We start from the raw sequence: 13,918 nt of genomic DNA, 5'->3' as shown, positions 1-13,918 counted from the left end.
TTATTATTTTACTACACCAATTCTCCTTATCTTAGTATCTACATTTACATTTACAACTGCATCCTTATAAGAATCCTCCCATTTATCTTTTACTTGCCTCCACATGAGAGGATGATATCTTTTTATATAATCCTTAAATCCTATAGGATCAATCTTAAGATCCCTTTGAGTAACTTTTATAGCATCTTTACATTCCTGTGCTATGGCCTTATTAAAGCTTTGTTCAATATAGCTCAGTTTATCTACTGATAAAACCTTATCATTAGTATAATAATTTTTTATCTCACCTTCAATATTTAGTTTTATATTAAATACCAAGTTCCCCTTTTCTTGGGACACCTTTATTCTTCTATTGCTACCATTTATCCTTATATCTACAGGATGACCTTCTAAATATATCATTCTTTTACCACTTTTTAATTTACCTTGTAACAATTCTATATTAGAAGTCTGAACTTGATTTAAATCACCCTCATATTTAAAATTTTTTATAGCTGCAGTACCTGCTATTTTTATATTTTTTTTGTCCTTATCCATTTCAACTTTTGGTATTATGCTATTTCCATTTTCACTCATACTAACTAGAAAATCATTTAAAGTTACAGTCTTAACTTCATTGTCCTTGGCATCTCCTTCAACTAATCCCAATATATAATCTTCTGTACTTTTTCCCATAGGTGTTTTAATTTTTATATATTTATCTGAGCTGCCACTAGCTAAAACTATATACATATTTCTATTTAAAGAAGGCTCTCTTTGCAAATAATCTATGACTTCTTTTACTACATCAGGATATTCCATTAAACCTTTACCTAAAACAAGCAGTTTAGTTTGACTAAACTTCACAGTTCTACTGCTTTTAGACATTGCTGTATCTACAGCATCCTCCATTGAATATCCATCTACATCAACATATTTGTCCCCAGATATACCTCCTTTACCTGGTTCTAATTTACTCAAATCCGGTATTCCAAAAGTTACATGAATCTTTTTTAGATTTACAGACGTTAGAGGATCTGTTGACTTTACATTTTTTAATTCTTTAACCTTACCTATATCCTCTCCTGCATCTACTCCTATTACAGATACCAATTGAGTTCTTTCTATCTCAACTTTATCCCAGCATCCAGTTAGCACAGTACAAACTAAAAATATGCACATAAACTTACTTGCATTTAAGTTTCTTTTAGGTTTGCTGAACAAAAATATAATTAAAGGAAGCAATATTAAGCTGTACGCAGCTGCCACAGGCATTACTGTGTTAATTATATGATATAGTTCTGCTATATTTTCAGGATACATAGCTGTCAAATATATAAAGGGAGCTATTAAAGCTGAAGAGATCTTTATATCACCTAATCTAAATACATCTTTCACTATATCTGAAGACAAGTAATATACATTAGAAAAATTGCAAAAGTAAAACATGATCCATACAGCCATTGCTATACCTTCCCATCTCTCTATAAAGGCTCCTCTTATATCTACAGATTTTATCATTGTTATAGTAGGCCATAATAAAGCTTTAGTTTGTTCTTCAGAAAAAATAGCTAGAGACAGTATAACTGTAACAACATAAAATAGAGTTACAAACAAGATGCTTTTTAAAGCTATTTTTCTTATACTTACTTTATTTTTTGCAAAAGGACCAACTAAATATATTATCTCTATGCCAATAAAACTATATATTGTATTTTTAAATGCTTTTAAATAATCATAAGCATCACTGTTAATAAAGTTAGGGATACTATTGTTAAAATGTGCTTTATTTAAAGTGAACAAAAATATTAATCCCATTGATACGAACATTATCCAAAAAGAAACTTCATTAAATTTTATTAAATCTCCTAATTCATTTCTTATAAGATAAATTCCCGTAAATATCATTACAATTATTAGAAATTCAGAAGGAGTTTTTTCAAGTAAATACATTTTTATAACTTCTATAAATATCCTCATACCCATGGATATAAAAAATATATTATATGCAACAAATATAAGTGCCAAAATACCTCCAAATATCTTTCCAAAGCTATTTTGTAATATTATACATAACTTGTTATATCCATTTAATTTTATAACTTTATAGGCAATGTAAATTAAGAAATAAACTAATATTCCTTCTACTATGGTTCCAATCCATCCATTTGAACCTAAATAGTTTACCACTTCTCCAGGATATGAAAATGCTCCTACACCTATCATAGTTATTACTATAGTACTGAACATTCCAAATTCAGTTATAAAATTTTTTTGTGTCATGTAATAACCATCTCCTTACCAATTCACAGTTCGCAGTCCATAATTTACAGTATATGTAAATTTAAATTTTCAAATTATCTTTGCCTTATTTTGTCTTGAGTTTTCATATACCCTGGTCTTCTTTTAAAAAAGCTAAAAGGCAATCTCAGGTACATATCCTTAAAGTCATTAATGTTTTCATTTACCATTGGAGCCAGATATGGTACTCCAAAACTTTTAAGTTTAGCTAAATGTATCAATGTTAATATAAGTCCAATCATAATTCCATAAAGTCCAGCAATTGCAGATGCAATTATGAGTAAAAATCTAATAAGCCTAAATGCTGCTGTCATCTCATAATTAGGTGTAGTAAAACTCGTTATAGCTGTAATTGATACTATTATTATCATTATTGGGCTTACTATTCCAGCTTGAACTGCTGCCTGACCTATAATAAGACCTCCTACTATACCCGTAGTTGCCCCTATGGCCTTTGGCAATCTAGATATGGATTCTAAAAGCAGTGCCAAACTTATCTCCATAATTATGGCCTCTACAAAAGCTGGGAAAGGTACTCCTTCTCTTGAAGCTGCAATAAAATATGCCAGTTTAGTAGGTATTATTCCTGTATGAAAAGAAGTAACAGCAACATAAAGAGCAGGCAATATAAGTGAAAGAATAATAGACATAAACCTTATTATTCTAATAGTGGATCCATATATCCACCTTTGATAATAATCATCTGGTGACTGAAATAAGTTAGGCATTGTAGCTGGAACTATAATTGCAAAAGGAGAATTATCTACTAAAACAGCAATTCTGCCTTCATAAAGTGCAGCTGCTACTACATCTGGTTTTTCAGTGCTCTGAACCTGAGGAAAAAGAGACCACTTATTGTCTTCTATAAGCTGTTCTACATATCCACTATCTAAAATGGCATCTATTTTAATGTTATCTAATCTTTTCTCAAGTTCCTTTAGAGCTTTGGTATTTACTATATCGTCTATATACATTATTACAACATCGGTTTTAGATCTTACCCCCAGTGGTTTGGGCACAATTTTAAATCTGGTATCCCTTACTCTTCTTCTAACAAGTGCTGTATTGAATCTTATAGTTTCTGTAAATCCATCTCTTGAACCTCTTAAAACAGTTTCTCCTGAAGGTTCCGTTACCCCTCTGGCAGGCCATAATCTAGTAGAAATTACATAAAAACTTTTCATTCCTTCAAGAAACATCAAAGTATCTCCTGATAAAACCAAATCCACCCCTTTTTTTAAATCGTCTAAATCCTTCATATCAGATACACTCATCATTCTATCTTTTATATTATCTACATATTTTACATATCTTGATCTAGCCATTAACCCTCTAAGTAGATCATTTAAAAGCAGTTTGTCTCCCATTCCATCTATGTATACTATTGCAGATTTTACAGATCCTATATAAAATTCTCTAAAAACCACATCTGAATCATCTTTAAACAGATCTTTTAAATATTTTATATTTTCATCTACACTAGAAGACACCGTGCTTCTTATCTCTTCTTTCACTTTTATCACTTCCTTAAAAAGAATAGATAGAAAAGGCGTATAATACAACTGAGAGAACTATTAAAATTACGCCAATTACCCTAGATTTAAAAGCAGTTTTTATTAACCTATTTCTTTTAAATTTTTTTGATTCAATGAATGTCAAAATGATTCCTTCAATTACCATAAGTATAAAAAAATATTTGTCAAACAGGTGAACTATTCTCACATTTTTCCCTCTTCCCTTTTGTCAACTTTGTATGAAGTAATTTTAAGTTATTTTTCACCTAATAAAACTTATTTATTCATAAAATTAATTTCTCTAAAATTTATATAAAAAATCCTATTTGGTTATAAACTTTCTAACCAAATAGGATTTTTTACTAAGATATAGAGTTTTCAAAAGTTCTCAGTATTTTTTTAAATTTTTTGTTTAGACTTATCAAAATATTTAACCGAGCTTGTGGTTGTAAAAAATATAGGGAGTATAAGTTGATTTTTATTTAGAAACTCTATAACTACATTTTTAAATGGTTCTTGTAATAAACACCTCTCTATACCTAGTTTTCATATTATCATAACATTTCTGTGCTTTTACCATATCATCAAAAAAAGCAAAAATGCTTGGACCGCTCCCACTCATAAGTGAACCCACTGCTCCAAAATTTATCAAATCACTTTTTATTTTTCTAAGTATGGGATATTTTTTTAAAGTTACATTTTCCAAAACATTTTTCATGTTTTTACTCAGCATCTCCAATTTTGATTTATTAACCGCATCTATTAGAATTTCTGTATTAGGATGTCTTTTTATTTTACTTATGTCTAAATCTTTATATACCTCTGCTGTACTCACTCCAAAAGGCGGTTTAATCAATATAAGTATATGATTTCTAAACGGCCTGAGTGGTGTAACTTTCTCTCCTATCCCCTGACACAGTGCTGTACCTCCTATTATACAATAAGGAACATCTGCCCCTATATTTAAACCTAATTCACTCAATTCTTTATCACTTACTTCAGGAGTATAAATATTTCTCATAACCTTTAGTATAGCTGAAGCATCCGCACTTCCACCGGCAAGTCCAGCTGATACAGGTATATTTTTATCTATGTTTATACTAATTCCATTCTTTATATTATATTTATCAATAAACAATTTTGCTGCTTTATAAACTAAATTTCTCTTATCACTGGGAATATATCTATTATTAGAACATATCTGTATTCCAGTTTTAATCTCATCTACTTTTAAAACATCATATAAGTCTATATTTTGCATTATCATTTTCAAAAGATGATACCCATCTTCTCTTTTTCCCACCACGTCTAATGAGAGATTTATTTTAGCATAAGCTTTTACTAACATTTCAATCCTCCAAAGTAGCTTAATAATATTAAGGTATTTTAAGATAGTATAATACTATTTTAAAATTAAAGCTATACTTTTAAAATTTAAAAGTATAGCTTTTTCCTATATCATAGCTAGTGAATTTAAATTTGATTTTTCTTTATTTAGCTTCTCATTTAACAGTTTTATTAGAGGATCTAATTCTTCAAAGAATATTATTATGAGATCTCCTTGTTTTGCAGTGTCTATTGCTTTTTCTAATGCCTCTTTTTCATCTAGAATAATTTCCACCTTGTTCATGTCAAAGCCTGACTTTGTAACGCCTACTTTTAGTATCCTTGCTATAGCTCCAATTTCTCTACCTCTTCTATCTTTATCTTCTTTAATGTATACATAATCAAAGTTCTTTCCCGCAATACATCCTATTTTTTCAACACTCTCGTCTGTTCTGTCACCTGGTACCCCGATTATTCCAACTAATCTATTATATTTTAAATTTTTAGCACCTTTTATAACAGCTTTATACCCTTCTATATTGTGTCCATAATCTAAAACTACTTTTACTCCATTTAAATCATACATATTAAACCTACCTGGGTTAAAAGAAAAATCTCCATAAAAAGTTTTAAACCCTTTCCTTATAATAGAACAGTCTATATTAAGCCCTACTGCAGCTGCACAAGCAGCCATAGCATTTTCTACATTGTAAGTTAATTTTCCATCTAATGATATTCTTATATCTTCTACTTTAGCAATAGGTACTATTTTTTCTGTCTTTTCTACATACATAATATTATCTCTAATGTATACTCCATATCCTCCACTATTTATGTTCTTTCTCAAAACTGGATTATCCTTATTTTTCGAAAACATAATTATAGTACTTTTTATTCTATTAATTATACTTATACTTACTAAGTCATCTGCATTTAAAACTACATACCCACCTTTTTTTACAGCCTCTCCTACAAGAGACTTCACATAAGCTAAATCCTTCATGGTATGTATTCCATCTATACCTAGATGATCTTCCGTTATATTAGTTATAACTGCTACATCTGCTAGGTCATAAGCAAGACCTTTTTTTATTATGCCTCCCCTTGCTGTTTCTAATACTGCTGCCTCTACATCCCTATTTGCCAAAATAGTTTTAGCACTATAATATCCTGTAGTATCACCTTTACATATGCACTTATTATTTACATATATTCCACCTGTAGTAGTCATTCCAACATTATATCCGGATTTTCCTAAAATATGTGCTATAAGTCTTGTAGTTGTAGTTTTCCCATTAGTTCCTGTAACTGAAACTACAGGTATGGATTTATATTTATTAAACATCATATCTACTATAGCACTTGCTACATCTCTGCTCTTACCTTGGCTAGGATAATGGTGCATTCTAATACCTGGTGCTGCATTAACTTCTAATATAGCACCTCCATTTTTGTTTATAGGTCTACCTATATCTTCACAGCATATATCTATACCACACACATCAAGTCCTATAGCCTTTGCTGCTCTTTCACAAATATTTATGTTATCTTGACATATTATATCAGTACAATCTACTGCTTTTCCTCCTGTAGATAAATTACCATTTTCCCTTATTATCAACTTTTTACCTTTAGGTAATATACTATCTAATCTATAGCTGTGTTTACTTACACAAGACCTTAATTCTTCATCTATTTTTATTGTAGTCAAAGGTTTCTCATGTCCCTCTCCTCGCGCTGAATCTTTATTTATATTTTTTATTAATTCAACTACAGTACTTACTCCATCTCCTACAACGTAAGGAGGTACTTTTTCTGAAACAGCTATTACCTTTCCATTTATCACACATATCCTAAAATCTTTTCCCGTTATATTTTTCTCTATCATTATGTTATCATATTTTTTTGATAACATATTGTAAGCATTTATAGCTTCCTTCTCATTTTTTATATTTATAAATACACCTTTTCCTTGATTACCATAACAGGGTTTTAAAACTATAGGATACCCTATCTCTTTAGCTTCTATAAACAATTCTAAAGGGCTTCTTACAATTCCACCTTCTGCTACAGGAAGACATTGATTTTTAAGTATCTCCTTAGTCAATATTTTGTCACAGGATATATCTACAGCTACAGCTTTTGTATTATAGGATATAGTGGCTTCTATAATCTTACTATACTTTCCATACCCCAATTGAAATATACTGTTATCTCCTATTCTAGTTACAGGTATTCCTCTCCTTTTAGCTTCCGATATTACAGCTAAAGTACTTGATCCTATTTCTTCTCGTTTTAATATTTTCTTTAGATCTTCTATAGCTTCATTAAAATTATACTCTTTTCCCTTTATAAGAGAATTTATTAAATTTACAGCGATCTTTCCCGCTGTTACCCCTGTATTTTTGTATAAATACTCATATATTATATAATATTTGTCACCACTTATTTCTCTAGCTTTTCCATAGCAAGCATCTACTCCCAAACTATTTTCAATGGAAAGTATAATGTGTTCGCATACATGAGCTAAGTAAGTGCCTTCTTCTAATCTTTTTCTAAAACCATGCTCTTCATCAATTCCACACCTGTGTTCATTTAGTGCAGGTATGATCTTTAACAATTTATAATTAAACCCAGGTATGTCTTTAGTAGGAACTTCGCTGTATCCTTCTAAATCTACATACATTTTTATGCATTTTTTATGAGCAAATATATTTCTTCCCTGAAAAATTCTAAAATTATCTATTCTCATCTTCGTATATATTGCCCGTTACGCAAGCATAGGACTTTTAAATTTGTTTAAAGACTCTGCTTACTTCCCTATTCATAGTATCCGATTTTGCTTATTTGCTACTTTCGTTTGGTCCGATACTCCAAGGGCTTAAAATCCCGTTTAACTATAACGGTATCATCAGCACTTATCTTTACGTTAGGCATTTTCAAAGAAATAATTAGTCAGTATGCTAGCCTATTTTTTATCATACTGTGTCGGTAGAACCCTTAGATAGGATTCACTATCTGCGGAACCTGCCCCCTTGTCTGATAAAAAATATTCGTCGCATCTTTGACTTGTTATTTTCTTTCAAATGCCTTGTTTACTGATTTAACGGTGTCTTCAGACTCCTCCCTTTATATCTATTTGACCTTTTATTGGTTTTTATTATTTCATTAGGAATGACAAAAATCAAAATTTACTAGATATTATAGGCTGATTTATTTAGTAAATTAAAATTATCTCCACATTTAAGAACATGCAATTTTACATCAAACATGGATAACACTTCATCTGGATGTTGTTCTGAAACATTACTGTAAGTTATATTAGAACCATCTATTATATATACTGCTCCAGAACCAACTACTGTAAATTCTCCATTTTCCTTAACTATAATAGCTGTATCCTCATCAATTCCTATGCCTAAACTTTGAGGATTCTCTGCTATTCCTACAAGCAATCTCCCTATCCTGCCTCTCTGTGCAAAATGTTGGTCTATGATAACCCCTTTTATAAAGCCAAGTCCCGGAGCCATTTTTAGAGTACACTTTTTAGGGGACTCCTCATCAGGACCTGTTACTATCATAGTATCACTCATAACAGAAGCACCTGCGGAAGTTCCCACAAAAGTACATCCATTTTTATATAGCTCTTGGATTTTAGAATACAGTGGTGTTCCTCCTATTAAACTGGTTATTCTAAGTTGGTCACCTCCGGTAAAAAATATCATAGAAGCATCTTCTATTACAGTTATATTGCTTATATTAAATGCATCCTTTCTATCTTTAATATTTAATATTCTTATATTCTTTATACCTAATTCTTCAAATATTTTCTGATACTCGTATCCTAATTCCTCCGGAATTTCAGAAGCAATAGTTGCAATTACAAGTATATCTTTACTTTTTTCCAGCATTCCAGAAACTTCTTTTAATATTTTTTTATCACCTTTTTTGTCCTCTGCCCCTCCTATTATTATCAAGTTTCCCTCTACTTTTTCTTTCAAACTTATACACCTTCTCCTGTGGATATTTTATATCTTTTCCATATTTTTAATTATTATGCGTAAGACAAAAACTTCAGCACTTTACTGCTGAAGCATATAAATTAAGTTATTCATTTTTAACTTAGCTTTCACCTATACGGAACTTTGACTTAATATAAAAATATTGCGAAGCAAAGCTTCGCAAGTTAAGAATTAATAGTGAAAAATTAATAGTGAAGGATGATTTTTAGCTGTCGCAAAAAATCCTTAAATTTATATAAGTCAGTGCTTAGTAATGTTTTGCTTTAGCAAAACGAGCCTTCAAAAACTTAATTAAAGATTCTTTGTAGTGTAACGGAAAAAAATCTACATTAACTATTAATTCTTCATTCTTAACTATTAATTAAGTTATATAACAGCTCTTCCTGGTATAATAAGCTTTTCTCCAGCTTTTATAACATCGGGATCTTCTATGCTGTTTAGTTTCACTAAGTTTTCCACTGTAGTATAATACTTTTTAGCTATCTTCCACAGGGTGTCCCCTTGCTGGACTACATATATTGTTAGGCTGGATTTTTTATCCGGGAACTCTCCCTCTAAGGTATCTATATTTACTAAAAATTCCTTATGGGTAATATAGTTTACCCGAGCATAAACCTCTATCACTGCTTTTATCGCTATAGTGTCTACTTCTATTTCTCCCTCTATACTTTCTAAAGACACTTTTGCTATACACTGCATATCAATTTTACTTTCAGGTATATCCACACTACAGTTAAAAGGTATTTCCTCATTAGACCTTCCTATTTGATTTTCTGAATTTTTATATAGTATCTTGGCATTTAAAACTCCCTCTACTATAACCTTATCCTCTACTATTTTCTTATCAGTTATGCACACATCTCCATAACACATAATTACTTCTGTAGGTTTAATTCCTTCACTTATTTCTATATTGGATTTAACCATACTTTGAGCAGTATTTTGTCCATGCATAACATTCAATTCATAATCTTCTTTTTCCATTTGCATAAGAGAAGATGGAGAATATGCATCTTCTATTATATCCATATCTTCTTTATACATAACCTTAGTATTGGATTTCACAAGTACTTCTAGCTCAACTATTCTGTTTTCCCCTAAATCATCTTCTCGCATAGTATGTTCTACTTCATCAATGTTAAAATCAGTATGGCTTTCCATAGAAGGATTAACTCCCTGCATTGGAATTTCCTTATTTACAAACACATCTTTCTCTATGCATACAATATCTCTTGTATCCTTTCCCCTATAGAGCATTCTAATAAGCACATAGGCTTCTACAGATATTTTATCTTCTAACACCTTTATATCTTTTTTATGAATATTTATATTATATTCTAGTACACTTCCAACCTGCGGTTTGTCCACAGATATCTGAATTTCAGTTTTAGCAACTAAATCTCCTGAAACTGTACCCACTATTTTATCTACAGTAGCAGGATTTTTTAACATCTGTATGTCCTCAGATCCAGTTACATCTTTTATAACCTCAAATTCATATTTTTTATACACTTCTGCCTTTAATTTTATAATTCCCTCAATAGCTATTTTTCTCTCATTTGCTATAGTACAATTCATATGTTCCACATAACAATCTGAATCACATAACATCATATGTTCTGTGCCGGGTACCTCCACATAATTGGAAAATGTTCCTGTATAATTGACACTGTAAATGCCCATGTTTTCGCTTTCTTCTGCTAAATAAAGCAAAGTATATTCTATTTTACCCTCTACAAATACTTTATCCTGCATCACTTCTTTATTAGTTATACTTGGCTTTGCATTAAGAATTAAAATTTCTTTAACATCCGGATTTGTATCAGGTATTACATATTCTGCTTTTATAACAGTATCCGAAAAATCTTCGGCTAGTAACTGTTCACATTCTATATTTTCTTTAATAAAATCTATGCTCATATTTATTACCTCCTCCATAAAAACCTACTATTTATTTATATAAATTTGAGGTAAAAAATATGCTAATATTGTAAAGATTTTTATGCTGTCTATTAATATTGACATTTAAAGAATTTTGACGTAATATTAAGTTGGTTGTTAACCATATAACCTCTCATAAATTCTCAATACCCTTTTATACCATAGTTGAAAGATGGAATAGCCATCTTTCTTCTTACCCTATAGAATTAAAAATAGTATATAGAATGATAATCATTTAAAATTATTATTCTATATACTATCCTTAATTCTACTAAAATTCTACTAATTACCACTTAGAAAAGAGTAAAGGTAGTGGTTCCTGTAATTTGATTTGATTAATATTGCAAAAATAAATCGGCTATTTGATACCAATTTACGCCGTTTTATACTGGGAAAACTAACTGAACTGTCTTAGTTAAAACATCTGAATAGCTATATGTCACTTTCCTTTGGGTGTCACTTTCTAATCTAATCACAAATATACTAGGATAAGCTTTTTCTATCGTTCCCTTATTAACAAAAACTTTTCTCCTACCACCGTTTGCTTTTAGGGTTACCTTATCTCCCACATGATTTTCAATATTTTTTCTTATAGAAGCTAATACATTAGATCCTTCCATCATTCCAAACACCCTCTTTCAACATTTTATATTATACTCCCTATGTGCCATTATGTCAATTAAACTTTTTAGTATATCAGTTAATAAATCGCTTTGTCAATATTAATTTTTTGTAAACAGAACCAGGATACTTCTATTTATAGCATTTTATATTGTTATTTCTTTAAGTCACTCATATATACAATAATATTTACTATTTTTATGATTTTTATACATAGAGTGATTTGGGAAATCCTTCTCTATACTTTCCTCTTGTTTGTAATCCTCCAATACCATTAGTTCTTGTTATAGTATTTTCTAATGCCTCTTGAATGGATACAACTTTTTCTATATTGGTATACGCTATTTTTTCGCACAAAAATACTGGGTCCAAACAATGAATAAGTACTCTACTAGGTGAGCTTGCAAAATTAGCTCCTGAATCTAAAATCTTCTCGTAGCAAGACTGGCATGCCCCTGCAAATATTACTAAATCATCATAGTTAGATTTGTAATTTCTGAGTTCGGATACTGTTTTTACAAAATACTTGGAATTTTTGTAGTTGTTTAAATCTGTATAGTCCTTAGTACCTTTAACTATAGCATCATGTCCTGTAATCACAACTATATCAGGCTTAATTTCCTTTGCTAACTCCACTACCTGACCAGGTTGATCTTTCTCCGGTATATTTTTCCCAACTACATCTAATAAAAGCTGCTTATATACTTTAAGACATACATCTAAATATTCCGAATCTCCATCTATATGAAGTATCTTTCCGGGTCTTCCAAAAGTAAGTTCTTTACCTGATTTATGAGATAAAAATTTTGTTATATTGTATTCTTGCCTAAACCCTCCCCTGCTTGCTAAAATATCTTTAATAGATCTATTAACTTGTCTACTAAATATCTTTTCACTTTCTGTAAGAGAATCTTCAGATACAGGTTCTAAATCATCTTCAGCTGAATCTGCAATTATTCTCAAGTTTATTCCCTTTAGAATATATAGTTTTCCTTCTGCTTCTTCTTTCACATCTATTATTTTAAAAGTTATATCTCTATCGTAAGATTTCCTTACCACTACATCTCCTATTTTCATATTTTCATACATCCCCATATAAAAAGTCATGGTATATATTATGAATACAATGCCTTTTAAGTGCAAAAAATAAGGACTATACCGGATTTAATTTAAAATTCCAGGTATAGCTCCTAACCTTCTTTGATAATTTTACTTCTGGTTATATATTTTTTTAAATTTCTCAATAAAATCAATATATTTACCCTGCTCAGAAATTAATTCCTGAAGTTTATTATTATAAGTCTTTAAAGGCCAATTGACTTCATTATAGTAGTATCTATTAGCTAACCTCCAAAATCTTTGAGGAAATAGCAAAAAAGCAAATATTACCCTGTATTCTTCTTCTTTAATAGGACTAACTTCATTATATGAATTAATTATAAGCTCTGCATTAGCTATATCCCAGTTGGATCTTTTTAAAACCTTACCCATAAAGGACGAAATATCATAAGCCCTAACTTCCCTTTTACAATAGTCGAAGTCTATTACATTTACTCTATTATTATTATCAATTACTATATTGTGATAGGTAAAATCGTGATGACAAAAACCTTCTTCCTTTTCTGTAATATTACATAACTCATCATATTTAGAATCATTCAATACCTCTATGGCCTTTCTTCCAAAATCTTTATAAAACTGAACTTCTTTAGTGTAATTTAAGTCAAAATCTCCCTTGCTGCTTTTTTTTCTACCCATATCTCTCATTTTATCAAGAGCTTTAACCCTTTTTTCCATAAGGTGGTGCCACCTACCAAGATCTGTCTTTAATTTGCTGTTTTCCGGCGGCTCATATCCTTTGGAAGCTGCATGTAAATTTGCCAGGCACTTAGAGGCATTTATGACATCATCTCTATTTTTAAAATCACATTCCCTGCCGCTAATCCATTCGGAAAGAGTATATATATCTTCATTTACAAGTGCATATGGATTTCCATCTACATTATTGCAATACTTATCTACATATGGGAACCCATTTTTTATAAGATGCTCCTTTGCTCCATAAACAAACAGAAGTTTTTGAGTCCCATAGTTTACCTTTTTTAAGCACTTCATTCCTTTATCTGTTTTTAGAAGATATACTCCTTTGCTTGGTTTTATATTTTCAATTTTTACATCAAATTGTCTTTCTATTTCAAATTCTCGCATCATGTT

The 13,918-nt window shown here is 30.3% G+C and carries 10 protein-coding genes; all 10 read right to left on the bottom strand.

Features of this window, described 5'->3' with window-relative positions; genetic code table 11:
- Positions 1 to 3: 3 nt before the first annotated feature.
- On the bottom strand, positions 4 to 2,262 hold the full coding sequence (locus CLRAG_RS13725) for a Ger(x)C family spore germination protein (protein WP_065078950.1): 2,259 nt from the start codon (positions 2,260 to 2,262) through the stop codon (positions 4 to 6).
- A gap of 74 nt (positions 2,263 to 2,336) precedes the next feature.
- Positions 2,337 to 3,794 carry a spore germination protein gene (locus CLRAG_RS13720; RefSeq protein ID WP_065078949.1) on the bottom strand — a complete coding sequence of 486 codons (1,458 nt, stop codon included), beginning with the start codon at positions 3,792 to 3,794 and terminating at the stop codon, positions 2,337 to 2,339.
- Positions 3,795 to 3,807: 13 nt separating this feature from the next.
- Positions 3,808 to 4,002, bottom strand: coding sequence for a CLC_0170 family protein (locus tag CLRAG_RS21320; RefSeq protein WP_065078948.1), 195 nt, complete (start codon positions 4,000 to 4,002; stop codon positions 3,808 to 3,810).
- A gap of 297 nt (positions 4,003 to 4,299) precedes the next feature.
- Entirely contained in the window at positions 4,300 to 5,142 is an 843-nt protein-coding gene (ispE, locus tag CLRAG_RS13710; protein WP_065078947.1) for a 4-(cytidine 5'-diphospho)-2-C-methyl-D-erythritol kinase, read from the bottom strand.
- 105 nt (positions 5,143 to 5,247) lie between these two features.
- Positions 5,248 to 7,872 (bottom strand): cyanophycin synthetase, encoded by a 2,625-nt coding sequence (cphA, locus tag CLRAG_RS13705; protein WP_065078946.1) that lies wholly within the window; start codon positions 7,870 to 7,872, stop codon positions 5,248 to 5,250.
- 442 nt (positions 7,873 to 8,314) lie between these two features.
- Positions 8,315 to 9,121, bottom strand: a complete 807-nt coding sequence (locus tag CLRAG_RS13700; protein WP_065078945.1) for a cyanophycinase — start codon at positions 9,119 to 9,121, stop codon at positions 8,315 to 8,317.
- Between the two features lie 387 nt (positions 9,122 to 9,508).
- Positions 9,509 to 11,062, bottom strand: a complete 1,554-nt coding sequence (locus tag CLRAG_RS13695) for a DUF3794 and LysM peptidoglycan-binding domain-containing protein (RefSeq protein ID WP_065078944.1) — start codon at positions 11,060 to 11,062, stop codon at positions 9,509 to 9,511.
- 404 nt (positions 11,063 to 11,466) lie between these two features.
- Positions 11,467 to 11,703 (bottom strand): Veg family protein, encoded by a 237-nt coding sequence (locus CLRAG_RS13690; RefSeq protein WP_029170030.1) that lies wholly within the window; start codon positions 11,701 to 11,703, stop codon positions 11,467 to 11,469.
- Between the two features lie 208 nt (positions 11,704 to 11,911).
- The gene (gene yabG, locus CLRAG_RS13685) at positions 11,912 to 12,781 is read right to left on the bottom strand and encodes a sporulation peptidase YabG (RefSeq protein ID WP_065078943.1); all 870 of its coding nucleotides are present in this window, start codon (positions 12,779 to 12,781) and stop codon (positions 11,912 to 11,914) included.
- A gap of 132 nt (positions 12,782 to 12,913) precedes the next feature.
- Entirely contained in the window at positions 12,914 to 13,915 is a 1,002-nt protein-coding gene (locus CLRAG_RS13680; protein ID WP_065078942.1) for a CotS family spore coat protein, read from the bottom strand.
- Positions 13,916 to 13,918 lie beyond the last annotated feature (3 nt).

Source organism: Clostridium ragsdalei P11 (assembly GCF_001675165.1).
Classification (GTDB): Bacteria; Bacillota; Clostridia; order Clostridiales; family Clostridiaceae; genus Clostridium_B; species Clostridium_B ragsdalei.
Note: the sequence above shows the minus strand (reverse complement) of the source record. Positions and strands in the feature narration are given on the sequence as shown.

What these genes read in the sequence shown, in the direction of transcription:
- CLRAG_RS13725 (WP_065078950.1), bottom strand. Translation starts at nt 2,262, where the DNA reads ATGACACAAAAAAATTTTATAACTGAATTTGGAATGTTCAGTACTATA.
- ispE (WP_065078947.1), bottom strand. Translation starts at nt 5,142, where the DNA reads ATGTTAGTAAAAGCTTATGCTAAAATAAATCTCTCATTAGACGTGGTG.
- cphA (WP_065078946.1), bottom strand. Translation starts at nt 7,872, where the DNA reads ATGAGAATAGATAATTTTAGAATTTTTCAGGGAAGAAATATATTTGCT.
- CLRAG_RS13695 (WP_065078944.1), bottom strand. Translation starts at nt 11,062, where the DNA reads ATGAGCATAGATTTTATTAAAGAAAATATAGAATGTGAACAGTTACTA.
- CLRAG_RS13690 (WP_029170030.1), bottom strand. Translation starts at nt 11,703, where the DNA reads ATGGAAGGATCTAATGTATTAGCTTCTATAAGAAAAAATATTGAAAAT.
- yabG (WP_065078943.1), bottom strand. Translation starts at nt 12,781, where the DNA reads ATGAAAATAGGAGATGTAGTGGTAAGGAAATCTTACGATAGAGATATA.
- CLRAG_RS13680 (WP_065078942.1), bottom strand. Translation starts at nt 13,915, where the DNA reads ATGATGCGAGAATTTGAAATAGAAAGACAATTTGATGTAAAAATTGAA.